We start from the raw sequence: 25,305 nt of genomic DNA on the forward strand, positions 1-25,305 counted from the left end.
CTATGGTTAATCTTGCTATGGCGTCGGCGCGTGACGCAGCATTCGGTAGCTATACAGCATAAACAGCGGTGCACCTGCCGCCAAATAAAGATGGTAGCTCACCAGCCGCCATACCAGCACTGCTGCAGCGGCCTGATCGCGTTCCATCAACGGCAGTAACAGGCCACCCACGCCCACTTCCGCAGCACCTGCGCCGCCGGGCAGAAAGCTGAACTGGCTGGCCGCCATGGCCAGCATTTGGGTGAGAAATGTCCACATCCAATCCGCATGACCGCCTACCCCCACTACTGCCAAATAGAGCAAGCTGTAGCGCATCAGCCAGTGGGCAGTGGTCAGCAACATCATAGCGAATAGCGTGGAGCGTGGTAGCTCAAGCGTCACCTTTAACGCATGCCGACAGCGTAATAGGCGCCGTGTCAGCCAGCGCCGCCGATAGCGGCTTGGCCATGGCATACCCGCTCTAGATGAACGCAGTAGGCTGGGTAAATAGCGCATTACCATAATCACCAATGTTGCCATAAGGGCTAAACCGACCAGCGCCCATTGCACCAGCGATTGATGCGGCCACTGGGTGTCGCTGAGCAGCGAAAACAGCACCAGGCCGCTCAGCATCGTCAGAAAGAACAGCAGGTCACAACCTTGGTCAATCAGAAACATCGCCGCGCCTTTGGCGGGCGGAAAGCCGCGTTGGGCAAGCAGCATCAGTAGGGTGACAGGGCCACCGCTGCCGCCTGGGGTGGCACATAGCGCAAACTTAGACGCCAGCTCAATACCAAGAGCGCCGCGTTGTCCTAGCCTGCCTGCGCGGCCGCCCAGCATCAAACGCAGCCTCGCCGCATTGAGATTCCAGCACGCAAAGGCCATTACCAGCATCAATAGCAACAATCCGAGCGGAAACTGTTTGACGCGCTGCAGTGCCTCAGCACCACCCAACCAGGCGGTGAACACCAGCGGCGCCATCAGAGCCAAGGCAATCATTACGCCATGGATGGGTCGCCACTTGAGTCGCTGGCGACGATTAGTGGTGTTGGTTGAGTACATGAGGTTGGCTGCCGTGGCAAAGGTGCTGGTAATGCTCAAGCAGTGAATGGATAACGCTATCCCAGTTAAAATGGCGCTCCACATGGCGACGCGCATAGCGCCCGCTGGTGGCCACGTCATTACTAAACAGCGCCACACACGCCTCAGCCATGGCAGTTGGATCAAGCGGTTTGCATAAAATACCCGCCCCCAGCGGCACGTTTTCTGCCAGCGCGCCTGCATTTGCCGCTATTACCGGAAGGCCACTGGCCATCGCCTCTTGGGCAATTAAACCGAAGGTTTCGCGGGTGCCTGCGTGTAGCAGCGCATCGCTACTGGCCAGGGCTTTAGCCACCTCATGGGCGCCGCAGCAGCGATCCACAATGGTGACGTTGCTGGGAACCTGATGCGGCATGCCAGGGCCCATTAGCAGCAAATGGTAATCGCTATCCAACTGGCGCATCGTCGCCATCAGCACATCAATATTTTTCTCGCGGGAGTTACGTCCCACAAAGATCAGCAGCTTCTTATCGTTGGGTATGCCCATGGCGTGGCGGAAAGCCGAGTCACGCTGCTGGGGATTAAATTGCGTCAAATCGACGCCCAACGGCTGAACGCGAACGTTATCGACACCCCAATCCCGCAGCCGGTTAGCCATGGCGTTACAGGGAGCCAGCACGCTATCAAACTGGCTATAAAGCGCTGTGACATAGCGTATTAGGCGTCTTTCTACGTAGCGCCCAAAGCGGTCACCCATCAAGCGTGGCAAGTCGGAGTGATAGAAGCCCACCACCGGCACGTTAAGGCGTTGACCCGCGGCCAGCGCAGCCCATGCTGTTACGTACGGGTCACCGGCTTCAATAAGATCAGGTTTTAAATCAACCAAGGCATCGCGCCAGGGCGAACGACGTAGCGGAAAACGGTAGCCCTGGCCCAGGGGCAGGTGTAGTGCCGGTAAGGTATGATGATCGCCCAAACTATCGCGCTCCGCACCCGGCACCAGCAGGCTGGTACGCAGCTGAGGAATGCGCGAAAAAACGCGATGCTTGGCCTGCAAATAGGTACGCACGCCGCCGCTGGCGGGGGCATGAAACATCGTCACATCGGCAATGTGCAAGCTAACCTCCAACCCTACAAAGTGTCATCGTTTCACCATAAAGGAGAAATAAGTCAGTTCGACGACACCTGAACCGGTGCGCAGGGCTAGTTCTGAAGCTAAGATAGTATAAATACCATCCATATGGATGGTGCATGGAGTCTTTTTGAGTGTTATAGTGCCAATGAGATGTTCAATGACAAGCACAACGAGGCTTCACACATGAGCGTGCACGAACTGCGCCGCAAGGGCGGCGACTCCAGCGAGAAGATCACTATCAATCTGGGTGTGGTTGATCTGGGGCAGATCGATCTGCTGGTACAGGAAGGGTTTTACTCCAACCGAACCGATCTGATCCGAACAGCCATTCGCAATCAATTGGTGAAACATGCTGATGTCGTCAGAGAGACGGTCACTCGCAAGTCGTTTGTACTCGGGCTTGAGCACTACAGTCGCGCCGATCTAGAAGCCCTAAAGTCGGCCGGGGAGATGTTGCAGATTCAGGTGCTGGGTATGGCTAGCATTGCCGATGATGTAACGCCGGAGCTTGCCCTTGCCACCATCGAATCGGTGGTGGTGTTGGGGGCTTTAAATGCCAGTAAAGCCGTTAAGGCCGCTCTGGTGGATCGCATTCACTGAGTGAGTTACCACTCTGTTTAGTACTGCTCAGTCATGCACAAGCAATCACGCACAAGCAATCACACATGTAATCATTGAATAAGGATATTGAAAATGATCGATGCCACTATGACGAAGCGAATGGAAGAAGCGACGCGGCTCACGCGCGCGGGAAAACTGCACGAGGCCATGGCTCTCCTCCAGGGCAGCGTGCCCGAAGCGAGAAGTACAGAAACTAGAAGTACAGAAACTAGACGTTCAGAATCGCCAAATAATGTTTACCAGGGCGGCAATACCTTCGATGGGATCTGGGAGGTTGTTGGTAAACAAGACACGGGAACGAAGCCTGCGTCGGAGGCACGATCTGCTACGGGCACCTTCACGGCGGGTAGTTTCAGCAATCGAGTAGGCACGCGTGATTATAAACTGTATGTGCCTAGCGGCTATCACGGGCAAGCGTTGCCACTGGTGGTTATGCTGCATGGCTGCACTCAGAATCCTGACGATTTCGCTGCTGGCACCGAAATGAACCGACTGGCCGAAGAGCAGCCGTGTTGCGTGCTTTATCCTGCTCAGCCGATGACCGCCAACCACTCTAAGTGCTGGAACTGGTTCAAAGCCGAAGACCAGCAACGCGAGGGCGGTGAGCCGGCAATTTTGGCGGGCATGACTCGCCAGATCATCGACACCTATGGACTCGATGCTGGCCGTGTCTATGTGGCCGGGCTCTCGGCAGGTGCCGCCATGGCGACCACACTGGCAATGACCTACCCGGATCTCTTTGCCGCGGTGGGAGTGCACTCTGGCCTACCCCACGGCGTGGCCAAGAGCCTTCCCGATGCTTTAGGGGCAATGCAGGGTGGCACAGGGCCGCTCGGTGGCGGTAACCAAGCACAAGGAGCTGGATGGGCATCGAATGTGCCAGCGATTATCTTTCATGGTGACCGCGACACGACCGTTCACCCCAGCAACGCGGATCGTGTGGCCGCCCAGTACAGTACATCGCGTCAAGCAGGGGCGACGGTAGAGAAGGGGAAGGTCGCCAATGGCCACGGCTACACCTGTACCACCCACCGTGATGCTTCGGGTAAGCCATGCTTAGAGCAGTGGCGTGTCCATGGGGCGGGTCATGCTTGGTCAGGTGGCAGCAAAAAGGGCAGCTATACCGACCCTCAAGGCCCTGACGCTACCCGAGAAATGCTGCGGTTCTTCTGTCAGCATCGGCAGATAGTGTCATAGAACTGGCCGATATCCTCTCAGGTTATGTCGAGTCTGTCAGTAAGTTAGCGCAGGTGAGACGCGCTGGTACATTAGAGACACTTTGATTATGTATAAAAGTTGACAATAGTTTGCAAAGGTTGGGTTACAGTTTTCATTCTTGCTGCTTACAATCTTAGCTCTCTTACTTATTAGGATGTGGCTATGCTTTCCCGGTTCAAGATTGGCACTCGCCTAGCGTTAGCCTTTGGCTTAGTTTCGCTATTTCTTTTGGGCACCTTAGTGGCGGGGGTTGTAGGTATCACCGTCACTAAGGATACGGCTCAAAAAACCTTGGACACGGATGTGGCCTTAGCAAGCAATGCAGCGGAGATTCAGCGGTTAGCACTGCTTGCACGGCGCTTTGAAAAGGATGTATTTATCAAGGTCAACAGTCCCGAACGGGCAGAGGATCAACAAAGTTGGGCGGCGACCATAGAGGCAATTCGGGCTGTCTTTCAGGAAGGAGAAGAAATTTCGAGCCAAGACAGTTTAGATTCTCTCTATCTACAGGCAGAAAGCGCTCTTCAGGGGTATGAAGAGGGCTTCATGCAGGTGTATCGACAGATTGAGGGAGGCAGTCTTTCTGATGCCGCGCAAGCTAATCAGGTGTTTAGTGAACATAAAGAAAGCATCTATCGGTTGGCGGAATTGGCTGATGAAATCAGTCTGGTGGCGGACTCGAACGTTGAAATTGCTAATGAAGCGATAAACGCTGAGTACCGTTTAGCCCTTTGGCAGCTGTGTATCTTCGCGGGGGTGGCGTTGTTGATAGCAGTGGCACTGGCCATTGCCATTACGCGTAGTATTGTACTGCCTTTGCGGAGAGCTGTTGAGGTTGCCCAGCGCGTTGCAGAAGGAGATCTGCGGCACGATATCGTAGCCACAGGTCGTGATGAAACGGCACAGTTATTAACTTCCATGGCTGAAATGAGTAAAGCGCTCACTACCCTGGTCGCATCGCTACGTGACTCTAGCGAGAGTGTTTTGAACGGAGCCAATGAGATTGCCCAAGGTGGGCAGGAGCTCGCCGCTCGTACTGAACAGCAAGCAGCGGCCTTGCAGGAAACGGCTTCAAGCATGGAGGAGATGACGGCAACGGTTCGTCAGAATAGTGATTCAACCAAAGAGGCTGATACGCTGGCTCATAATGCGTCGCAACAGATGCAAAGTGGTGGTCAAGAAGTCTCTCGTAGCGTGGAATTAATGCGCGAAGTAGCGGCCGCCTCGCTGAGTATGAACAAAATCGTTGAAGCTATTGATGCCATTGCTTTTCAGACCAATATCCTGGCCCTCAATGCCTCCGTAGAAGCAGCGCGGGCGGGTGATAAAGGGCGTGGTTTTGCCGTGGTGGCCACCGAGGTTCGCGCGCTAGCAAGCCGTAGTGCCGCTTCAGCCGGTGAAATTCGCACTATGCTCGATGATACGCGTAGCAAAATAAAGCTATGTTCTGACCAAGCGGAGCGAGGAGCTGCCACTATTGGTGAGACAGAAGCGGTAATCCAGCGCCTTGCTATGTTAATGGTCGAAGTATCCTCTGCCACTCGGGAGCAGAGTAGTGGTATCGAGCAGATCAATACGGCTATTACTGAAATGGACTCTACCACTCAGCAAAACAGCACCCTGGTTCAGCAATCGACTAACGCCGCATTTTCCTTGGAAGATCAGGCTGGGCGTCTCCGCGAGCTGGTAGCTGCCTTTCAGATAGATGAAGCTATCGTGCAAAAAGCTTCAAAATACAAACCTGCAATGGCCTTGCCTTCGACGGCAAGACAAGCAGAGTTTTAATCCAGGATAAGTTGATAGTAGCAGCGCCTTAAGGGCGCTGCTGTCATTTGTCATGGTCTAGTAAAGTTTAATCACTAGCAGCTGGGCCATCAGCAAGCAGATCTCTTCCTAAGCTTAAACGCTCTTCATCCTTGATCTGGGTACAGTCAGGTTATAGGCAGGGTTTATATAAAAACCTACCGCTGTAAAAAGAAGGAGTGTCTGAAAAGCCACTCCTTTTGTCGTGTTGTCGGATGAAAAAAATAGTACTCCAGACTAGATTTTTAACCCGGCGCTACTCTTGACAGTAAAAGTGTCGTCTCTTATTTTGAATGTAAGTTTTAGTATTGTTTTTGTTTCAAAGTGTGAGCAGATAGTGCCATGGTTTATTTTTGATAATGATAGGTAAATAGGTAAATAGGTAAATAGGTAATCAGCAACTAGTAATAATTAACTATTAAAGCGATGGATTTTAAGGAGATAAATGTTAGAGAGGTAGTTGTTAGTAGTTAGAGGAATAGTTTTTAGTAATGGCTGGGTTTTTAATATTTAATTCGGAGAAATGAAAAATCTTATAATAATGATATTAATCATTAATGAGGTGACGTTTTGAAAATCTTAATCGTGGGGAATATGGGCTATGTTGGCCCCGCTGTGGTACGAGAGTTAGCCTTGCGACACCCATCCGCCACGCTTCATGGGTATGACACTGCCTACTTCGCACACTGTTTGACGGGCGCCGAACTTCTTCCAGAACGTTATCTCGACCAACAGTTTATGGGGGATGTGCGAGATATCCCGACTGATTTTTTTGAGGGTTATACGGCGGTGGTTCAACTGGCGGCGATTTCCAATGACCCCATGGGAGATCGTTTCGCCGCAGTGACCGATGAAGTTAATCAGCAAGCGACGATTGATATGGCCAGGGCAGCGGCTCAGGCAGGGGTAGAGAACTTCGTGTTCGCCTCAAGTTGCAGCATTTATGGTGTCGCTTTAGGAGCTCCGCGTAGTGAAGCGGATCCCGTGGCCCCCGTGACTGCCTATGCCTGCTCGAAAATAGCCGCTGAAGAAGCGTTGGCAAGCATTGAGGGCGACATGGTGATTACCAGCTTGCGCTTTGCGACTGCCTGTGGAATGTCAGAACGTTTACGGCTTGATCTGGTACTTAATGACTTCGTTGCTGGTGCCCTGAGCCAGCAGCATATTAGTGTGCTTAGCGATGGATCTCCCTGGCGGCCCTTGATCGACGTCTCCGACATGGCCCGCGCTGTCGACTGGGCAGTACAGCGCAAGCCTGAAAACGGCGGGCGCATCCTCAATATCAATACCGGCTCGAACGCACGCAATCATCAAGTGCGAGACTTAGCCACCGCAGTGGCCAAAGCGGTTCCCGGCACCACGCTGAGTATCAACACCCAAGCCCCCGCGGACAGCCGTTCCTATCAAGTGGATTTCAGTCTGTTTGCCAAGTTAGCCCCCGAGCATCAACCGCAAATGACGCTTTTGGATTCGATCAGGGGGTTGATCAATGGGCTCAAAAGCATGGAGTTTTCGGATGCCCAGTTCCGCGCCTCGCGCTATATGCGTCTGCATGCGCTACAGGCTCATATTGCTGCGGGACGGCTATCTGAAAGCCTGCGCTGGCAAAGGTGCGATGCAGTTACCCCGAGTGCTTTGCCCGTTACTACCCACGTTAACCTTGAGGCCTGAAACGGAGGCTTGACTATGAAAGTCGCAATTTTCGCGGGAGGGTTTGGAACGCGCTTAAGTGAAGAAACTGCGATTCGCCCCAAGCCTATGGTAGAAGTGGGTGGTAGGCCGATTCTTTGGCACATCATGAAGATGTACGCCCATCACGGTTTAAAGGAATTTATCGTTCTAGGTGGCTATAAGGTGGAGTACATCCGCGACTATTTCCTCAATTATCGCGGCAATCGAATTGATTACACCATTGACCTGAAGACAGGCAACGTCGACTGGCTTCAGAGTGTCAATGATGACTGGAAAATTACCGTGCTGGATACCGGTGCCGATGCCATGACCGGAGGACGGCTCAAGAAGGCCATGTCCTACCTGGCAGACGAGCCTTTCTGTTTGACCTATGGCGATGGGTTAAGTGATCTGAATATTAATGCGCTGATCGACTCACATCTGGCATCGAACAATTGGTGCACCCTGACAGCAGTAACGCAGCCTGGCCGCTATGGTGCGCTACGTTTGAAAGAGGGTAATAGCCAGGTAGAGGGCTTTCGTGAAAAGGGTGAAATAGACGGGGGGTTGATCAATGGCGGCTTCTTTGTCTGTCATCCGGAAGTGTTCGAGATGATCGACGATAGTCAGACCGTATGGGAAAACGAGCCCATGAACCGAATGATTGAACTGGGGAAATTGGGCTACTTCCATCATAACGGTTACTGGCAAAGCATGGATACGCTGAGAGACCGAATGGTGCTCGAAACCGCCTGGGCACAAGGCGCCCCCTGGAAGCTCTGGAAGGAATGAACCAACGATGATTATTGTTGATACCGCGCTTGCCAAACGCGAGGCGCAAGGTAATCCCATTCGAGTGGGGATGGTCGGGGCAGGGTTTCAAGCTAGCGGTATCGCTCTGCAGATTATGTCCGCGACACCCGGAATGCGCCTTTGTGCTATTGCCAACCGCCATCTCGATGCCGCGGTCAATGTCTTCCAGCAAACCGGGATTGAGCCAGCCGCCTGTGAGACTCAGCAGGAACTTGAAGCGGCAATTGCGGCTGGGCGACCAGCAGTCACCGAGGACGCGGTGGCACTGGCGCGCGCTGAAGGGCTGGATGCGATCATTGAAGTCACCGGCTCGTTGGAGTTCGCGGCGCATGCTGTCCTGGCGGCGTTGGAAAGCGGTAAAGACGTTATCCAAATGAATGCAGAACTCGACGGTACGATTGGCCCTATCTTAAAAGCGAAAGCCGATGCCGCAGGAGTTGTCTACAGCTTTGCCGATGGCGACCAGCCTGGTGTGCAGATGAATCTCTACCGGTTTGTTGCCGGGCTAGGTATAAAGCCTGTGCTGTGTGGCAACATTAAAGGTTTGCATGACCCCTATCGTAACCCTGCTACGCAGGAGAGTTTTGCCAAGCGCTGGGGGCAAAAACCGGCAATGGTGGCCTCTTTTGCGGATGGCACCAAAATATCGTTCGAGCAGGCGATCGTTGCCAATGGAACCGGGATGCAAGTGGCACAGCGGGGCATGCTGGGCCCAGATTTCTCAGCTGGCGTTGTCGGTGGCCCTTTAGTGCCCATCGAAGAGGCGGTGTCGGCGTTTGATCCCTACCTGAACCCAGCGGGGCCGGGTTTGGTTGATTATGTTGTTGGAGCGCGGCCAGGGCCGGGCGTATTTGTGCTGGGAACTATTGATAGTCCACGCCAGCGGCACTATCTCGAACTCTACAAGCTGGGCGAGGGGCCGTATTACTGCTTCACAACGTCTTATCATCTGTGCCATTTCGAAGTGCCCACGTCCGTTGCCCGCGCCGTGCTGTTCCGTGATCCAGTGTTATCCCCTTTAGAAGGCCCAAGGGTGGGCGTCATCGCCATAGCCAAAAAAGCGTTGCAGGAGGGCGAAACAATAGAAGAACTCGGTGGCTTCGAAGTCTATGGAGTGGCGGAAAATATCGAGGTAATACGCAGGGATCGACTGTTACCAATCGGGCTAGCGCTGGGCTGTCGGGTAGTGGGCCATCTGGAAAAGGATGCGGCGCTGACCTTTGATGATGTGCGACTACCGCCAGGGCGCTTGATCGACCGTCTATATGCTGAACAGGAAGCCATGTTTGCCCTGAAATTGACGTCTGGTGTCGCTGCTACTTTCACGGAGTAAGACATGCATTTTCATCAAACGAACCTCAAGGATGCCCGCCTGATAGAGCTTGAACCACATGGTGATGAGCGCGGTTTTTTTGCCCGCACCATGTGCCGTGCGGAGTTTGAGCGCCATGGCTTGCTAAGTGACTTTGTCCAGCAGAACACCTCTTTCTCGGCTCAGCGAGGCACGCTAAGAGGGCTGCATTATCAGCGCCAGCCCCACGCCGAAGCTAAACTGGTACGCTGCATTCGAGGCGCGATTGTCGATGTCATCGTGGATATCCGTGAAGAGTCGGAAACCTACTTGCACCATCAGTTGTTTGAATTATCTGATGCAAACCGTCACCAGCTCTATGTACCTCCAGGCTTTGCGCACTCCTTTCTGACGCTGACCGACGATGTTGAAGTCAGCTATCTTGTCTCGGCGGCTTATCACCCCAAGGCTGAAAGTGGCTTGCGTTACAACGATGAACGCCTCGCCATCGAGTGGCCGATTCCGCCGACGGTGGTATCTGAAAAAGACGCTAACTGGCCCTTAATCAGTGACCGAGACGAAGCGCTTTTTTAACTGTTAGCGACGCCAGTTGTATGCAAACGCACTAAAAAAGGGGCAGCGTGATCGCTGCCCCTTTCGGTAATGCATGGCTAGTGACGCCCCATCAATCAGCGGGCTTTGCCACCAGCGAACGGGTCTCTTCGCGTGCTTCAGTGAGCACTACGCGTAGCGGATCGCCAAGCTTGTAACGCTCTTCGCCTTCGATCTGGATACGCCCCTCTTTATCGTCAATGACCACTTTGCTGCGGTCACTGTGCATCAAGGGGGCAGGCACAAACGCTGTCGCGCCATTTTCCAGCAGACGAACGCGCATACCGCCACGGTTGATGGCCATGATTTCGGCCTCAAAGGTGTCCTGGTTCTGCGCGGAGGGCGTTAGGTAACGCACGTAGAGCCAATCTTTCACATCGCGCTCGGCCATACGGTTCAAGCGGCGACGCTCGGTCAGCTGTTCGGTCAGCTGCTGGGTGGCTTCAGCAGGTGCCTGCTCGCCTTTCAGCACGCGCTTGATCAAGCGGTGATTGACCATATCGCCATACTTACGAATCGGCGACGTCCAGGTGGCGTAGGCAGCCAGGCCAAGGCCAAAGTGCGGGCCGGGCTGGGCCGACATACTGGTGAAGCCCTGGAAACGGCGCAGGCGCGCATCCAGCCAAGCATCATCGCGGCTTTCCAGCGCACGCTTAAGCTCGGTGTAGCGGGCAAGCTCGGTCAATGCTTCGCGCTCGACCACGATCTCCTGACCTGCCAGGAACTCTTGCGCCGCTTCGGCTTTCTCCGGCTCAAAGGCGCGGTGCACGTTAAAGATACCGTGGCCGATATGCTGGGCCAGGAAATCCGCGCAGCAGGCGTTGGCCACAATCATTGACTCTTCGATCATGCGGTTGGCAATGCGGCGCTCTTCGGTGCGCACCGCCAACACGTTACCGGCGGGATCAAGGTCAAACACGTAGTCGGGGCGGTCTTTAAACACCAGCGCGTGTTCGTTACGCCAAGCGGTACGCGCTTCGGTCAAATCACGCAGCGCGGTGAGCTGCTCGGCGATTTCTTCTGCGGGCGCCCAGTCGCCCTGACCTTCGATCCAGTCGGAGACGCTATCGTAGGCAAGTTTGGCGTGGGATTTTACGTTGGCGGCAAAAAAGCGGTACTCGCCCATGCTGCCGTCGGCATTGATATCCAGCGTGCAGGCCAGCGCGGGGCGATCCTTGCCTTCCCACAACGAACAGAGATCATCTGCTAACTGCTCGGGCAGCATAGTAACGTTCTGGCCGGGTAGATAAACAGTAAAGGCGCGGGTGCGGGCTTCTAAATCAGCCGCATGGCCTTCGGCCACGTAAGCCGTGGGGTCAGCAATCGCTACGCTCAACCGCCAGCCACCTTCAGCGCGAGTAGCGACGTGCAGGGCGTCATCCATATCGCGGGTCTTCTCACCATCGATGGTGAAGAAGGGCGTGGCGGTTAAATCTTCCCGCGTCAGGCCTTCATCCATCAGCGGCCAGTCGGTGCCCGCATCGGGGCACTCTTGCTCCAGCGCATGACGTGCAAGCGTGACGCGCCATGGCACTGCCGGATCATCGCTTTTAGCGACCAGCTCATCAATCTGGGCAAAGAAAGCGCGGTCATCGGCTTTTAGCGGATGGCGTACCAGACGCGCAACGACCCAATCACCGTCAGCAATGCTGTCTTCATCAAGGCTGTTCTTAATTCGCGCCTTGATCACATTTTTAATCGACGGATGGTCGGGCACGACCGAAAGGCGACCTTCGCGCTTCTGCACGCGGGAAACAAACCGATCAAGACCCGCTTCGATCAGCTTTTCCGGCTCAATGGATTTTTTGTCACCGTTCTCGTGAATCACGCCTTCCACGCGATCACCGTGAATCACCTGCTTCATAGCGGGTGGCGGCACGAAATAGGACTCACCGTCGTCGGTTTCGAGAAAACCGAAACCTTTGTCGGTGGCTTTGATCACCCCTTCAGCACGGGGGGTGGTTTGACGAATCTGTTGCTTGAGCTGGGCAAGCATGGAGTTATTCTGAAGCATGAGCTCAATCAGTTGGCGAGAGTTAGGGTGCCACTATACGGATTCACAAGGGCTGCGCCAATTGTCGCTATGTGAAGTTGGCCCTGATATTGGCTTTGGTAACGGCGCGTCAAAGGCTTACATACGCTCAAAGTAATCGGTTAAGCTAAACTTTCATATTCATGGAGCGCGCTATGACACCTCGCCTGATTGTTTCTGACCTCGATGGCACCCTCTTAGGAAGCGACCACTCCCTACACGAAAACACCGTCGAGGTGCTAAGGGCATTGGTGGAGCAGGGGCATCATGTCGCGCTTGCCTCGGGCCGTCACTACCACGATATGAAGGTGTTTCGTGATCAGTTGGCTATTCCGCTGCACTTGATCAGCACTAACGGCGCCTATGTTCATGATCCTGAAGATACCTTGCTGGCGGCGAATCACCTTGCGCCTGAGCATGCCAAGACGCTGATCGGTCTGCCGCGTCCGCCCCAGGTGCGGTTGAATCTCTACCGCGAGAGCGGCTGGCATATTGATGCAGAGGCTCCATACCTATTATCGCTCCACGCCACTACCGGCTTTGGCTATCAAGTCGTGCCCCCTAATCAGATGGACACTAACGGCGTGGGCAAAGTGCTTTATCTGGGCGATCCAAAGGCGCTAAAAAAACTGGAAGGAGAGGCCCAGGCGGCCCATGGCGATGCGCTGCATATCACCTACTCCACGATCGATTCACTGGAAATTATGGCGGGCGGGGTCAATAAAGGCGTGGCGCTGTCATCACTGTTGGAACGGTTGGGCTTAACGCCTGCAGAGTGTTTAGCGTTTGGTGACAATCTTAACGATACCGAAATGCTCGATTTAGCAGGGGAGGCCCAGGTAATGTCCAACGCCCACCCTGATCTGTTTGACCGTGTCACCGGTGCCGAACGCATCGGCCATCACGGCGAAGCCGCCGTTGCGCAGTGGCTGAAACAGCGGTTTGGGTTGTAGAGACTCGTATTCTTTAGGTCTCTTTGCTTAATCACTTGCAGCGGCTTGGGGCTGAGGTCAATCTGAGCCAGTTCAACAGTTTGGTGGAGGACAAAGATATGTTGGCAGAGAACTTAGAGAACTTGGTAAAAAAAGAGCGTTTGGAAGGGCGTCAAGAAGGCCGACAAGAAGAAGCCCAGCGTATCCTGCGCAAGCAACTCGGCCTCAAATTTGGCGAGCTGCCTGTTTGGGCGGAACAGCGCTTGGGGCAGGCAACGCCTGAGCAGTTGGGGGAGTGGTCGGCTGCCATCTTGACCGCCAACTCCCTTGATGAGCTGTTCAAAGACTAACGTTACGCTTTACTTATTCGCTGACGGTTTCAACCAATCAAACAATTTCGTTAAAAAACTGCGCTCGGAAGGTTTTTCATCGTTCTTGCCAATAAAAGCTTCTAACAGGCTTAAGTTAAGCCGTTGAGGTAAGTCTTTGGCATCGGCCATGAGTGCTTCGCGTGAAGTGTCCTCCTCAGCGCTGGAAGTGTCTCGGGGAATATTGAGCGTCACCTCATCCGCCGTATGCATGATGTATTTGTTTTCGTTATAAGCAAAGGTGGAGAACTTCGGGTCGAGCGGAGAGGTGTCGTTGTCATTGGTTGAAAATCTAGAAACCATCTGCTCAAGAAACTCAAAATTGCTGCTGCGACCAATACTGTAACCAGGGTCTAGGATATAACTCAGGAAACCTTTGTCTATCCGCGTGGAGCTAATAGCATCGCTGTTCTGAATACGTTCAGCCGTAGCAGCGTCTGCATCAGTAAAACTGACCGTGGTTAAACGTCCCTCACTATCGTATTGATGACCGTCATTAAAGTTGCCCATCATACTGCCATTATCATGCTGTCGATATGAACCAAGATCCCCTGCTAGCATGCTGACGTACTTTAAATCTGCCCCTTGTTCCTGCGCTAACTCATACATATCTGCTAGCAGATTTCGATCCTCATGGGTCAAAAAGTGTTGAGGTGAAACCCCCAGATAATCCCCATTAGTGCGAACGCTTGGCAACACTGGCGGCTCTTTGGCACCAGAGCCAAACAGTTTAGCAATCATAAGAGCACGACCACTTATTGACACCGTGCTACTTGCTTGAGCTTGCTTATCGTTAATGACGTTAGTGTTTTTATTTTCAGTGAAGCTGGCTTTTTTGCCAGCTTCATATGTTTTAGGCGTCATTGTGGAACTGTCGAGATACCTACTCCCTACACTATTTACTGAGCTATGGATTTCCATGTCCTCTCCAATCAGTAACTAAAATGAAAAACGACCCTATCCTTTCCAGCAGGTGCTACGTGCCTAGGGAGAACTCCTGTGGCACTTTTTGCTCTATATACAAGTTGAACTTCAGTTCCTTCATTAAACCGCTGGCCACTGAAGTGCGTCGTGCTACCTGAAGAGTTAGGGGATACCTGTATGCAGCCTACGTGGTTTCTAGAATAAGGCCGGAAATAGCAGAGCTCGACACTCTGCTCAATTGCTTCAGGATACCAAGTAGTTTGCCACTCTATGGTTGTAACTCTTTTACTCGACAATCCCGAATCTTTTGGAAAGTCGTGTCTCGCTGGACGAAGGTGTGATCGAGTTACTCCTCCAATACCTTCACCACCAAGCACTAGCATCCGGCCTGGGGTGCTTTCAGTTGTAATGGAAGCATCAGTAGCGTGAGCATTGACTGAGATACTTGCCCCTACAAATGCTAACCCTAATAATGCCGATTTAAAAATTTTCACACCGTTCCCCTAATAAAAATTGCTAGGTTTTCAATTGTATATGATGCTAGTGTATTAAGATAAATTAATTATCTTATGTAATGTATCGGCTTCCTGGGAAAAACATTAGCAATAAGTTGTGTTTTTTTGTTTCTTTTAATGGTGTTGTGTCGTAAAAATGTAGCTTTCACTAATTACAATAAAGCTAACGAGCCTCCGCCAAGCATAAATTGCTGGGGTTCTAGAGGTATACGTAAATATTTAACTACGGTGATTGTTGCTGGAACGCCCCATTTATAGTCTCACCAGACCTTGCGTTAGACCAAATACCTCAATCCCGCTAGGCGTGCTTTGACCGATCTCCACTCCAAGTCTCTCGGGCTCGTCTTGAGAAGAGGCTCGGAATTCGATGTAGCTGCCATTTTCGTCCTGACGAATTGCTTCTGGTGGTACGATCATGGCTGCGTCATTCAGGTAGGTATTGATGTGTAAGTGAGCGCTCATGCCTAGGCGTATATAGCGCTGCTGTTCAAGCGTAAGTGGCGGTACGCTGACATTGATCAGATAGCTGGCGCCATTCTCATAGCCTTGGGACTCCATACGCTGTACACCGATAAAAGAGAGCTCGCCTTGCAGTTCAAAATCCGGGAAGGCATCTCCAGTAATGGTTACTGGCTGTCCCGGCTCAAGCATATTGATGTCAACTTCTTCGGCCTGAGCAACGACACGAACTCTCTCTGTGCTGGCGAGAGTGAACAGAGGTTGGCCCTGAGTGACATGTGTGCCGTTCTGCAAAGGCTCGTGTTTTGCCTCTCCATCTTGGCTGGATGGCGATATAACAACCCCTGAAAAGGGGGCATGGAGTGTGCGCTTTTCATACAGGGCTAACAAAGCTTCGTGACGCGCTGTGGCGTTCTCCAACTCCATTTCGGCGATGAGCCGGTTTTCGCCTTGCCCTTGAGCAAGAGTGGATGCCAGCTCAGACTCGGCGGCTTCAAGGTCGAGCTGTTGTATGGTGGCTTGCTGTTCCAGAGACTCCACTTCCATGCGCGGTACTATGCCTTTTTCAAGCAAAGTACGGCTCTCGCTTAAACGCCGTACAGTGTCGTTGAGATTGAGACGAACGCTGGAGAGCGTCCGCCGCGCTCGCGCGACTTCTTGCCCCTGTTCCCATTTCTGCAAATCATTGAATGCGCGCTGTGCCTGCAAGCGTTGTGCTAATGCCTCGCGCAACTGGATATCGAGTTGAGTGGTATCCAGCTTTAGTAACATTTCACCTTCTAACATCTGGCTGCCTTCTGCCACCTTCAGTTCCACCACATCGCCTTCGAAGGGTGCATTTATACTTAGTAACTCGGCAGGCTCTACTCGCCCCACCAGACCTATTTTTTGAACGTATGACTGCGGTACTACTGGCCACCAATCAGCCTGCTCTTGCGCCATAGATGGGGCGCTGTCCTCTCTTAGCCAATATAGAGACGCTAGTGCCACAGCAAGCACCAGCAATAATATTTTCTTCCAGATGTGATTAGCCATCATTGAGCGCAATGTCCCAGCTCTCCAACGTCATACCCAACCGCAAATCGAGCTGGGTCTGTGCGTTGAGATAAGCGATTAGAGTGTTAAGGCTGGCATATTGAGCATTCCGCAAATCTGCCTCCTGGCTTAATACTTGAAAGTTACTGGAGCGACCAACTGAAAGCTTCTCACGCTCTAGCGCCAGCGCTCTCCGCGAGAGCTCTGCCGCGCGCTGCGCAAGCTGGTATTGACGCCATTGAGCATCCAGGCTTCGAACGGCATCATCGATGTCCCGTGCGAGCGCTTGCTCGGTTTCAGTGAGGCGTAACGCTTGATCGAGAACGTTCACTCGTGCTTGTACCTCGTCGCGGCGCTGGCCTGCATCGCCGATGGGGATCTCCATTTGCACTCCTGCGTAAGCATCCCAGCGCCGATCACTAGCATAGTCACTATTATCAAATCGATTTTGCAACTGGCTAGCGCCACCCACCAGTGAGATATCCCATAAACGTTGGTTGTGTGCTAATTCCGCTTGAATATCAACCTGTTCCCGTGCGATCAGTTGAGTTAAATACTCAGGCTGGTGCTCTTTAGCTATGCGTTGGGCTTCTTCTGAATCAAGGTTTACCTGCTGCGCTGTGAGCGGATCACTGGCCTGGAGCTCTGTATTGATATCAAGACCGAGCAGGTGCAGCAATTCTAAACGGCGTGCTTCACGCTGGTTAATCGCTTCATCTACCTCTAATTCCCTGTTCGCCATATCGGCCTGTGTTTGCAGGATGTCAAACTCTGCCATCTGTCCTGCCGCAATTAGCGCTTCATTCACCTCGGCTAGTTGTTGTGAACGAGCAAGTGCTTCCTTGGCAATAATTAATTGTTCCTGTGCGCGCAGCAACTCACGGTAGGAAAGCACGATTTGCGTTACCACTTGCGAGACAACGGACTGTAATCCCAAGAGGTGCACTTGTTCACTTAGACGTGCAAGACGCAGAGGGGCGGTCGCCACATCCTTGCCAGCATCACGCAAGAGTGGTTGAACGACCGCGAGTGTTACTCCACGGCTATGACGGCTTCCCACTTCTCCACTTTGATTTAGGGCTTCCGTCCAGGAAAGGCTAAAGCGTGTACCCAGCGACCCGCTGATTGATACTGTGGGAGACACTTCTCCAAGCTTTTCATGGTCATCATCACGCTGAGTGGCGAGATAACGCCCCTGAATGCTCAATTGAGGATCAAACTGATCCTCCGCCACTATCAAATCGAAACGCTGAGAAATACGCTGCAGATAGGCGCTGCGGATAGTGCGATTCTGTTGAAGCCCTAGGGCTACTGCTTCTGTCAATGTCAGCTCTAGTATCTCGCTGGCAGGTAGCTTAGGTATAGTTGCTGTAGTATTCATTACGGGTGTTGATGGCAGTAAAACTTCATCTGTCCATGCTCCAGCGGAAAGACTAAACATCATCAACATTGCTGTGGCCGCTTTCAGGTATCGTGATTCATTCAGCACGCAGTGCCTCCGCTGGCTGAAGTTTAGAAGCTGATATTGCTGGGTATAATCCAAAAAAAATCCCCGTTAAAAGAGAGCAGCCTACACCTAACGGTAACGCTATTATCGATAAGGTAAATTCCCAACCGGAAAAGTGTGTAAATGAGAAAGCAATCGCAACGCCAAGCACTGCACCGACTACTGCGCCAACAATCGATAAATTGACTGCTTCCAGAAGAAATAGTGTTCGGATATCACGCTGGCGAGCGCCTAATGCCATACGGATGCCAATCTCTCGTTTACGTTCAGTCACGCTCATTAGCATGACGTTCATGACCCCTACGCCGCCCACTAACAATGAGATACCTCCTAGCGCAGCGAGCAGGTAAGAAAACGTGCTGGCTTGGTGCCTTAAACCATCTAACAGCTGCTGCGGTATCTGTATATCAACCTCTCTGCCATTAAAAATTTTAGACAAATAGTTATGCAGCACCTTGGCTAAGTCAGGTAAATCAGCTTCATCTGCCTTAATGATAATACCGGTGATTTCTGGGGCAGGGCGCAGACGTCTCATTCCTTCGATGGGGATGAGTATTGACTCATCCAGCACGATGGGGATCAAGGGAGTAGCAGGCAAACTCTCCGCAATTCCGATGACATTAAACAGGTAATTATCAATCCGTATTAAATCACCTACTCTTAGAGGATTACCTAAAGAACCTAAATCCTCGGCTACTCGGGCACCAACCACCGCAAACGTTTCTTTATGGTCATACCGGGAGAGATCGCGACCAGCATTAAATTGAAGCCCGATGGCATCAGCCAAACCTTGGGTTGTTCCAACAAGGCTGGCATCGGTATTTTGTCCATTATGGCTTAGCTGTGCGGAATGCAAAGTGATAGGTGCAATCTGACTGATGCCCGGTACTGCTTCACGTAGTGCCTGGGAGTCAAGCGTTAATGGCAAAGGCTGGCGATTCTGGTGTGAGTAGGGAAAACCGACGACTAGTATATCTGTTCCCATATTTTTGAAAATGCGAACGGCTTCATCGGCGGCATTTCCACCGATGGTGAGTAACGCAATGATTGATGAGCTCCCCACGATAATACCGAGGAGCGCTAAAATAGAGCGTCGCTTTGACAGGTTTAGATTGTCGATAGATTCGCTGAATATCTGAGTAACTTTGATATGACTACTTGCCTTATACATGTTTGTCGTCTCTGGCTACGGCGACTTCGTGCATTTTTCCTTGGCGGATTTCTAGCTTTCTATCAAAGCGATTGGCCATGGCTATATCGTGTGTCACTACGATAAGTGTGACTGACTGTTCTCGATTTAAGGCAAGCAAAATGTCTAGTATTTCGGTAGCAGTTTGGCTATCAAGGTTTCCCGTTGGTTCATCGGCAAGTATCAAGCTGGGGTTGCCGACCAATGCTCGGGCAATGGCTACGCGTTGGCACTGTCCGCCTGAAAGCTCACTGGGCAGATGTGTAACGCGATCCTCCAAACCCACTTGCTTGAGATGATCCAAAGCATGCTGACGCGCTTTGTTGCGAGAAAAGCCGCGGTAGGAGAGCGGCAATGCCACATTATCTAAAGCGGTTAGGCGTGATAGTAAATTAAAAGACTGAAAGACAAAGCCGATTTCCTGATTGCGGATTGATGCCAATACATCTGAGCTCACTGAGCACATATCGTAACCAACAAAATGGAATTCGCCAGCTTCAGGGCGGCTGAGAAGGCCAAGAATATTGAGCAACGTACTCTTTCCGGATCCCGAGCTTCCAACAATGGCGCATGACTGGCCACGCATTATATCAAGGGTAATTCCCTTCAATACGCAAAGCTCTTGCTCCCCTGTTTGATGACTATAGGTGATGCCATCCAAAGAAATGATCACCGGTTTATCTCGTCTCATATATTTTTCAACGGCATCAACTGGTTCTGATGGCTTCACATTGCTTCCATATTTACTGTAGCTTATCCACTTCAGTATAAATATACAGAATATATGGTTTTAATGGAGTCATAATTGCTGAAGAAGGTGTGAAAAGGTTGCCAGTTATAAGGCTTGGTGGTCTTCAATATAAAAAATAAGTGGAATGTAAGGACTTATTCCATTTGAATGTCTGGCTGCACAGGAAAAGGCTCTGCAAATTGAAGCATAAGCAGAGCCCTTTGGTTTTTAGCTTACCTCATCGTGAAATCAATATCCCAAGAGTGGTCATTGAAATTCGTGCGAGTAATATTGGCTTGGCATCTGGCTCCTCCGCTGGAACGTGCCCGCTTGCTCCACGTAGGAGGCATTGAACCTACTCCTGGAACATAGGCAGTGTAAAACTCGCAACTTTTGCTTCCCATACGATAGCGCACAGCCGCCATGTTGATGGTAGGAGAGAGTGTGTTGGTGACAGTATATTCGTCTAAACCACCCGGCTCTACTTCGCTAGCAGGCTTAGGGCTAGCGTATGCATAGGTTAGCGATTCATTTTGGCTAATTATGGTATATTCTGCATCGAGCTCACTGCTCGCTCCCAAATGTTTGAAAGTAATATTAACAGGCGGCCCAGCATAGGCTGTTACAGATATTGCCAATAAGCCTGCTGAAAGTAGAGCTAGCGTAATTTTGCGTATTTTCATGATCTATCTTCCCTCAATAAAATAATGGTTTTTCACTATATAGTGACCCCGTTTTAAAACAAAATATGACATTGCTACATCATTGCCACAACAGTTATTAATCCATTGGAAGATAATTGCTTTGGTTATGATATAACTCCGTTGTCGAATAGCCTCCTTAGTGCACATGGTCGAGACATATCATTAAGGATTTAATTGTCTCGCCTTTGCTATTGTCTCTGGTCAACTAACCGATGAGTTAGCAAAGCGTTTGCCAAGGTTGGCGAAGTCTTCACTCGATATCAGTATTTCAAAAATATCTTCAGGTGCCCCTTTGCCTTCGGCGCGGTGGGTCATAAAGTTGAAGTCCATCTCAATCAGGTGCTCAAGGCGTGGGGCATAGAAGTCGGGGTATTGCGCCTGCATGATAGGGGGCAGCTCGTTGTAATTACCCAGCACTTCTTTGAAGAATTCGGTCATCTTGCCGGTTTGTTCATACTCCAATTTACCTCGAGCAACAACCGCCTGTTTCCATGCAGTTTCTTGTGCACGTCCTTCTAGCCAAGCCGCACGTCGCTCATTGGCCGTAAACATGCCGCTATCGTCATAAATAACCAATGCTAGTTGATCTTGAGATAGGCCGCTAAAAGGGTTGCTGCCTCTGCCATTAACAAAGGAGGTGGCTTGTTTTGCTCGCTCCAGGAGCTCTGGGTTATCGGTGTTGGGCACTTCTGCGTCATATCGTGCTCGGTTGTTATGATAGCCTTGTCCGGTAATCTGGCTGAGTAGCGTATCGGCTTTTTGTCCTAGTGCTTTACGATCCATGCTGGCATCACGCTCTTCAGCACGTAGGGCGCTGTCGCTTAATTGCTGAGCCAATGTGGAAAGTTGGCTTGTTGGCTTCGATGAGCCAGAAGTAGGCGCTGTGTTTCCTCCCTGTTCGATGCCATTGGTTGATATGTCCTGAGTGCGGTTGCCAGACGTCGTTTGCGACGTCGCTGGGGTGGATGAACCAATACCGATTGCCATTGCGATACCTCCTTGTGGCTTTGCTTAATAGCCATTACGTGTGTAGATGCACTATGTAGAAGCCCACTGTGCTTATTAATGATTATAGTTACTATCGGCAGCTTAACCCAAAAAGTTAAGAAGATTTTGTAGTTTTATGTAAATTTTCTTATTAAGTGTCTATGCATAAGATTTTTCCGTAGGGATAGTGGTGTAAGTCAATGAATTAAATTAAATTTATGCCTGATTTTATTTTGCGTAGGCACTTAACAGGCGGGATAAGTCTAGAGCTGAAACGATGCCCGAAAGCTAAGGTCTGTCATTGCAAGTGGCTTTTTGCGTTACTTACTCCACTCATAGCGCATCAAATCAATTTCGATAATGCGCTGCACTCGTTACTTTTTTATCGTTCTAGCCAATTAAACCTCAATTATCTCTTTTCAACTAACCGTTGAGTTAGCAAAGCGTTTGCCAAGGTTAGCGAAGTCTTCACTTGACATCAGTATGTCAAAAATATCTTCAGGGGCCCCTTTGCCTTCGGCGCGGTGGGTCATAAAGTTGAAGTCCATCTCGATCAGGTGCTCAAGGCGTGGGGCATAGAAGTCGGGGTATTGTGCCTGCATGATGGGGGGCTGATCGTTGTAATTCCCCAGCACTTCTTTAAAAAACTCGGTCATCTTGCCGGTTTGGCTGTATTCCAATTTGCCACGGGCTACGACAGCCTGTCTCCATACTTGATCTTGAGCATATTCTTCTTTCCAAGCGGCTTTTCGCTCATTGGCCGTAAACGTGCCGCTATCATCATAAATAATCAGTGTCAGTTGATCTTGCGATAGGCCGCTAAAGGGGTTGCTGCCTTTGCCATTCACAAATGAGGTGGCTTGTTTTGCTCTTTCCAGTAGTTCGGGATCATCGGTGTCAGGTACTTCAGCATCATATTTTGCCCGATGAAGATGAAAGTCCCGAACGATTGGCTGGAGCAGTGCATCAGCTTTTTGCCCTAACGCTTTACGATCCATGCTGGTATCACGCTCCTCGGCACGCTGGGCGCTGTCGCTTAACTGCTGAGCCAACGTGGAAAGTTGGCTTGATGGCTTCGATGAACCAGAAGTAGGCGCTGTATTGTCGCCTTGTGCAGTGCCTTTGGCTGATACGTCCTGGGTGCGGTTACCAGACGTCGTTTGTGACGCCGATGGAGTAGGTGAACCAATACCAATTGTCATTGCGATACCTCCTTGTGACTTTGCTTAACAGCGATTACTACGTTTGTAGAAGTCCTAGGTATTTCTTAATGATAATAGTTAATATCGGCAGCTTGCTCCAAAATGTTAAGTAAATATTGTATGTTTATGTAAGCATTCTTATTAATACGCAGAAATAGCGTAGCCACGGGTGATTTCGTCATTAGTCGAAGAGGGCTTGAGATGTACAGAACCCTCGACCATCATCAATGCCCAATAAAACGACAACCACGTAGGGCGACAACCGCTGCGATGACGACACCCCCTGCTACCTTGATTGTGGTCGATGATGATCCGGAAATTTGTGAACTGCTCGCGGACTACCTGGGGCGGCACGGCTACCGGGTATTTACCGCGGAGGGTGCAGAAGCGCTGCATGTTCTGCGCGCTGAACATGCCCCTGACTTGCTGATTGTCGATCTAATGCTGCCTGGTGACGACGGCTTTACCATCTGCCGCGATGTTAGAAAGCACAGCGATGTGCCGATTATTATGCTGACCGCCAGCGCCGATGAGACCGACCGTATTCTTGGCCTTGAGTTAGGCGCTGATGATTATCTAGGCAAGCCGTTTAATCCCCGTGAACTGCTGGCGCGTATTAAAGCGGTGCTGCGGCGTACCCGCAGTGCGCCGCCTGAACTGCCCGCCGGGCAGGCGCGTTGGGTCAGTTTTGGTAATTGGCAGCTCGACCGCATGACCCGCGAGCTGATTGACCTGCAGGGCGAGCGTGCCGCACTTTCGGGGGCTGACTTTCAGTTACTGCAGGTGTTTTTAGCGCACCCCGCCAAGGTGCTCACCCGGGACGATCTCTATGCACTTACCCGAGGGCGTGATGCGCCGCCGCTCGATCGCTCCATTGATGTTCACGTTTGTCGCCTGCGACAACGGTTGGGTGAAGACGCCCAGCACTCGCAGCTGATTCGCACGGTGCGCGGGGCGGGCTACGTATTAACCGCCCAGGTAGACGCATTAACGTGAAGCCCATGAAGTGGGCAAATACCCGGCGCCGCTTATCCCGCTGGCTACCGGCTTCGCTGCGCGGACGCTTTGTGATCATTATGATCGCTGGGGTATTGGTCGCCCAAGGTGCCAGCTACGCGATCTGGACATCCCAGGTGCGCTCCAGCCATTTGGCCCAGCTGGATGAGCTGTCCACCAATATGGCGTTTAGCATCGCCTCCACTATGAAGTTTTTCCGCTCTCTGCCTGTGGATTACCGCCATATCGTGCTCGATCAACTGCGCAATATGGGCGGCACGCGGTTTTTTGTTAGCGTCAACGAACGCAGACTCGCCATCGACGATATCGGCTCGGGGCCAGAAAAACAGGTGGTGGTCAATAATGTGCGTTCGGTGCTTACCCAGCAGCTCAATATCGATGATGTGATTGTTGAGTTCTCCCGCCCGGAAAACCTGCGCGTTCTCAATAACGAAGTGCTGCTTTACGACTTGCCGCCCCGCTGGGGGCAGCACAGCCTGCTGATGGAGCCGCTCTCGCCGCCGATATTAGTGGTTCAACTAGAGCTTGCCCCAGATACCTGGCTTTACGTTGCCACACTGCTGGGCGTCCCGGATATCTTCAGCGGCTATCGTTGGCTCTCTGAAGAGCGCTTGCTGGTCGGCCTGCTGGTGCTGCTCAGCGTGCTGGCGCTCTCGTTTTTGGGCATCTCCAGCGTCACCCGACCGCTGGCGCGGCTTTCACGGGCAGCGCATCAGTTGGGCGATGACTTGGATATGCCGCCGCTAAAAGAGAGCGGCCCCAAAGAGGTCGCCGCCACTGCAGCGGCGTTTAATCGAATGCAGCGGCGCATTCGCGAGCAGATAGAGGAGCGTGAGCGGCTGTTTTCGGCGATTTCCCATGACTTGAAAACGCCGTTAACCCGTATGCGGCTGCGCGCTGAAATGCTCGATGATGACTACCAGCGGGAGCGCTTTTGCGCTTCGCTGGATGAGTTGGATAGCTTGGTAAAGGGCGCCTTGGCTTCAGTAAAAGGCTTGGATCTGCACGAAGAGCCAGCTCCCGTCTCGCTGGCGTCACTGCTTGAGGAATTGGGGGAAGAACTTAGCCTGCAGGGTGGGCAAGTGACTATTGAGAAAAACTGCCCTCCATTAGCACCACTGATCGCCAAGCCGATGGCACTCAAACGCTGCTTGGCCAATTTGCTAGAAAACGCGGTGTTCTATGGCAAGCAGGCCGATGTAGCGCTAATTGACCGGGGTAGCGCGGTCACACTGCATATTCGTGATCATGGCCCCGGCATTCCCGAAGAGCAGCTAGGGCGGGTGTTTTCGCCCTTTGTTCGTCTGGAGCCCTCACGCAGCCGTCATACCGGCGGCAGCGGCCTGGGATTGGGCATTGCCCGGCATATTGCGCGTGCTCACGGCGGTGACATTACGCTCGCCAACCATGCCGATGCGGGGCTAGTGGTAACGCTGACACTGCCCCGCCAGGAAACTATTACAGGTTTGTAATAAAACCCCAACACTATGCAGTACTCGGTAACTCACGTTGACGCTCGC

22 protein-coding genes are annotated in these 25,305 nt (G+C 51.9%); 11 read left to right on the top strand and 11 right to left on the bottom strand.

Annotated features, from left to right (window positions below; all coding sequences use genetic code 11):
- Positions 1–15 precede the first annotated feature (15 nt).
- Positions 16–1,041, bottom strand: a complete 1,026-nt coding sequence (locus A6R74_RS07285) for a lysylphosphatidylglycerol synthase transmembrane domain-containing protein (protein WP_064233852.1) — start codon at positions 1,039–1,041, stop codon at positions 16–18.
- The gene (locus A6R74_RS07290; protein ID WP_064233854.1) at positions 1,019–2,137 is read right to left on the bottom strand and encodes a glycosyltransferase family 4 protein; all 1,119 of its coding nucleotides are present in this window, start codon (positions 2,135–2,137) and stop codon (positions 1,019–1,021) included. Before A6R74_RS07290 ends, A6R74_RS07285 begins: the two co-directional genes overlap by 23 nt.
- A 201-nt stretch (positions 2,138–2,338) precedes the next feature.
- On the opposite strand from A6R74_RS07290, the gene A6R74_RS07295 reads away from it, so the two are divergent.
- From A6R74_RS07295 to rfbC, 7 genes are all read left to right on the top strand, one after another.
- Positions 2,339–2,755, top strand: coding sequence for a hypothetical protein (locus A6R74_RS07295; RefSeq protein ID WP_064233960.1), 417 nt, complete (start codon positions 2,339–2,341; stop codon positions 2,753–2,755).
- A gap of 93 nt (positions 2,756–2,848) precedes the next feature.
- The gene (locus A6R74_RS07300) at positions 2,849–3,973 is read left to right on the top strand and encodes an extracellular catalytic domain type 1 short-chain-length polyhydroxyalkanoate depolymerase (RefSeq protein ID WP_064233856.1); all 1,125 of its coding nucleotides are present in this window, start codon (positions 2,849–2,851) and stop codon (positions 3,971–3,973) included.
- A 183-nt stretch (positions 3,974–4,156) separates the two neighbouring features.
- The gene (locus A6R74_RS07305) at positions 4,157–5,779 is read left to right on the top strand and encodes a methyl-accepting chemotaxis protein (RefSeq protein ID WP_064233857.1); all 1,623 of its coding nucleotides are present in this window, start codon (positions 4,157–4,159) and stop codon (positions 5,777–5,779) included.
- 588 nt (positions 5,780–6,367) lie between these two features.
- Positions 6,368–7,468 (top strand): NAD-dependent epimerase/dehydratase family protein, encoded by a 1,101-nt coding sequence (locus A6R74_RS07310; protein WP_064233859.1) that lies wholly within the window; start codon positions 6,368–6,370, stop codon positions 7,466–7,468.
- Positions 7,469–7,483: 15 nt separating this feature from the next.
- The gene (rfbF, locus tag A6R74_RS07315) at positions 7,484–8,260 is read left to right on the top strand and encodes a glucose-1-phosphate cytidylyltransferase (RefSeq protein WP_064233861.1); all 777 of its coding nucleotides are present in this window, start codon (positions 7,484–7,486) and stop codon (positions 8,258–8,260) included.
- A 7-nt stretch (positions 8,261–8,267) separates the two neighbouring features.
- The gene (locus A6R74_RS07320; protein ID WP_064233863.1) at positions 8,268–9,614 is read left to right on the top strand and encodes an NAD(P)H-dependent oxidoreductase; all 1,347 of its coding nucleotides are present in this window, start codon (positions 8,268–8,270) and stop codon (positions 9,612–9,614) included.
- 3 nt (positions 9,615–9,617) lie between these two features.
- Entirely contained in the window at positions 9,618–10,166 is a 549-nt protein-coding gene (rfbC, locus tag A6R74_RS07325; protein ID WP_064233865.1) for a dTDP-4-dehydrorhamnose 3,5-epimerase, read from the top strand.
- Positions 10,167–10,257: 91 nt separating this feature from the next.
- Here the strand turns inward: rfbC and A6R74_RS07330 are convergent, their stop codons facing one another.
- Positions 10,258–12,198 (bottom strand): exoribonuclease II, encoded by a 1,941-nt coding sequence (locus A6R74_RS07330; RefSeq protein ID WP_064233867.1) that lies wholly within the window; start codon positions 12,196–12,198, stop codon positions 10,258–10,260.
- Between the two features lie 173 nt (positions 12,199–12,371).
- Between A6R74_RS07330 and A6R74_RS07335 the strand changes: the two genes are divergently transcribed.
- Entirely contained in the window at positions 12,372–13,169 is a 798-nt protein-coding gene (locus tag A6R74_RS07335; RefSeq protein WP_064233869.1) for a Cof-type HAD-IIB family hydrolase, read from the top strand.
- A gap of 98 nt (positions 13,170–13,267) precedes the next feature.
- A complete protein-coding gene (locus A6R74_RS22280) occupies positions 13,268–13,498 on the top strand; it encodes a DUF4351 domain-containing protein (protein ID WP_064233871.1) in 231 nt (76 codons plus the stop codon).
- Between the two features lie 9 nt (positions 13,499–13,507).
- On the opposite strand, the gene A6R74_RS07345 is transcribed toward A6R74_RS22280, so the two are convergent.
- The 8 genes from A6R74_RS07345 to A6R74_RS07375 all read right to left on the bottom strand — a co-directional run bounded on the left by A6R74_RS07345 (position 13,508) and on the right by A6R74_RS07375 (position 22,768).
- Positions 13,508–14,437 carry a hypothetical protein gene (locus A6R74_RS07345; protein ID WP_125410290.1) on the bottom strand — a complete coding sequence of 310 codons (930 nt, stop codon included), beginning with the start codon at positions 14,435–14,437 and terminating at the stop codon, positions 13,508–13,510.
- A gap of 770 nt (positions 14,438–15,207) precedes the next feature.
- Positions 15,208–16,356 carry an efflux RND transporter periplasmic adaptor subunit gene (locus tag A6R74_RS07350; RefSeq protein ID WP_165603368.1) on the bottom strand — a complete coding sequence of 383 codons (1,149 nt, stop codon included), beginning with the start codon at positions 16,354–16,356 and terminating at the stop codon, positions 15,208–15,210.
- Between the two features lie 85 nt (positions 16,357–16,441).
- On the bottom strand, positions 16,442–17,938 hold the full coding sequence (locus tag A6R74_RS07355; RefSeq protein ID WP_064233876.1) for a TolC family protein: 1,497 nt from the start codon (positions 17,936–17,938) through the stop codon (positions 16,442–16,444).
- Positions 17,928–19,127 (bottom strand): ABC transporter permease, encoded by a 1,200-nt coding sequence (locus tag A6R74_RS07360; RefSeq protein WP_064233878.1) that lies wholly within the window; start codon positions 19,125–19,127, stop codon positions 17,928–17,930. The genes A6R74_RS07355 and A6R74_RS07360 overlap by 11 nt, the downstream gene beginning before the upstream one ends.
- Positions 19,120–19,875 (bottom strand): ABC transporter ATP-binding protein, encoded by a 756-nt coding sequence (locus tag A6R74_RS07365; protein ID WP_205634160.1) that lies wholly within the window; start codon positions 19,873–19,875, stop codon positions 19,120–19,122. Before A6R74_RS07365 ends, A6R74_RS07360 begins: the two co-directional genes overlap by 8 nt.
- Before the next feature lie 233 nt (positions 19,876–20,108).
- The gene (locus A6R74_RS22285) at positions 20,109–20,558 is read right to left on the bottom strand and encodes a hypothetical protein (RefSeq protein WP_082906618.1); all 450 of its coding nucleotides are present in this window, start codon (positions 20,556–20,558) and stop codon (positions 20,109–20,111) included.
- A gap of 222 nt (positions 20,559–20,780) precedes the next feature.
- Positions 20,781–21,566 carry a hypothetical protein gene (locus A6R74_RS07370; RefSeq protein WP_064233880.1) on the bottom strand — a complete coding sequence of 262 codons (786 nt, stop codon included), beginning with the start codon at positions 21,564–21,566 and terminating at the stop codon, positions 20,781–20,783.
- A gap of 419 nt (positions 21,567–21,985) precedes the next feature.
- Positions 21,986–22,768, bottom strand: a complete 783-nt coding sequence (locus tag A6R74_RS07375; protein WP_064233882.1) for a hypothetical protein — start codon at positions 22,766–22,768, stop codon at positions 21,986–21,988.
- A 270-nt stretch (positions 22,769–23,038) separates the two neighbouring features.
- Here A6R74_RS07375 and A6R74_RS07380 point away from each other — a divergent pair, with 270 nt between their 5' ends.
- Positions 23,039–23,764 carry a response regulator gene (locus tag A6R74_RS07380; RefSeq protein WP_064233884.1) on the top strand — a complete coding sequence of 242 codons (726 nt, stop codon included), beginning with the start codon at positions 23,039–23,041 and terminating at the stop codon, positions 23,762–23,764.
- 5 nt (positions 23,765–23,769) lie between these two features.
- A complete protein-coding gene (locus A6R74_RS07385) occupies positions 23,770–25,257 on the top strand; it encodes an ATP-binding protein (RefSeq protein WP_064233886.1) in 1,488 nt (495 codons plus the stop codon).
- The last annotated feature ends 48 nt before the right edge of the window (positions 25,258–25,305 follow it).

Source organism: Halomonas sp. ALS9 (assembly GCF_001651035.1).
Lineage (GTDB): Bacteria > Pseudomonadota > Gammaproteobacteria > Pseudomonadales > Halomonadaceae > Vreelandella.

Coding starts and splice junctions, on each gene's coding strand:
- A6R74_RS07350 (WP_165603368.1), bottom strand. CDS start 16,356: ATGGCGCAAGAGCAGGCTGATTGGTGGCCAGTAGTACCGCAGTCATAC.
- A6R74_RS07295 (WP_064233960.1), top strand. CDS start 2,339: ATGAGCGTGCACGAACTGCGCCGCAAGGGCGGCGACTCCAGCGAGAAG.
- A6R74_RS07335 (WP_064233869.1), top strand. CDS start 12,372: ATGACACCTCGCCTGATTGTTTCTGACCTCGATGGCACCCTCTTAGGA.
- A6R74_RS07380 (WP_064233884.1), top strand. CDS start 23,039: ATGACGACACCCCCTGCTACCTTGATTGTGGTCGATGATGATCCGGAA.
- A6R74_RS07370 (WP_064233880.1), bottom strand. CDS start 21,566: ATGGCAATCGGTATTGGTTCATCCACCCCAGCGACGTCGCAAACGACG.
- A6R74_RS07305 (WP_064233857.1), top strand. CDS start 4,157: ATGCTTTCCCGGTTCAAGATTGGCACTCGCCTAGCGTTAGCCTTTGGC.
- A6R74_RS22280 (WP_064233871.1), top strand. CDS start 13,268: ATGTTGGCAGAGAACTTAGAGAACTTGGTAAAAAAAGAGCGTTTGGAA.
- A6R74_RS07360 (WP_064233878.1), bottom strand. CDS start 19,127: ATGTATAAGGCAAGTAGTCATATCAAAGTTACTCAGATATTCAGCGAA.
- A6R74_RS07320 (WP_064233863.1), top strand. CDS start 8,268: ATGATTATTGTTGATACCGCGCTTGCCAAACGCGAGGCGCAAGGTAAT.
- A6R74_RS07375 (WP_064233882.1), bottom strand. CDS start 22,768: ATGACAATTGGTATTGGTTCACCTACTCCATCGGCGTCACAAACGACG.
- rfbF (WP_064233861.1), top strand. CDS start 7,484: ATGAAAGTCGCAATTTTCGCGGGAGGGTTTGGAACGCGCTTAAGTGAA.
- A6R74_RS22285 (WP_082906618.1), bottom strand. CDS start 20,558: ATGAAAATACGCAAAATTACGCTAGCTCTACTTTCAGCAGGCTTATTG.
- A6R74_RS07330 (WP_064233867.1), bottom strand. CDS start 12,198: ATGCTTCAGAATAACTCCATGCTTGCCCAGCTCAAGCAACAGATTCGT.
- rfbC (WP_064233865.1), top strand. CDS start 9,618: ATGCATTTTCATCAAACGAACCTCAAGGATGCCCGCCTGATAGAGCTT.
- A6R74_RS07385 (WP_064233886.1), top strand. CDS start 23,770: ATGAAGTGGGCAAATACCCGGCGCCGCTTATCCCGCTGGCTACCGGCT.
- A6R74_RS07285 (WP_064233852.1), bottom strand. CDS start 1,041: ATGTACTCAACCAACACCACTAATCGTCGCCAGCGACTCAAGTGGCGA.
- A6R74_RS07345 (WP_125410290.1), bottom strand. CDS start 14,437: ATGGAAATCCATAGCTCAGTAAATAGTGTAGGGAGTAGGTATCTCGAC.
- A6R74_RS07300 (WP_064233856.1), top strand. CDS start 2,849: ATGATCGATGCCACTATGACGAAGCGAATGGAAGAAGCGACGCGGCTC.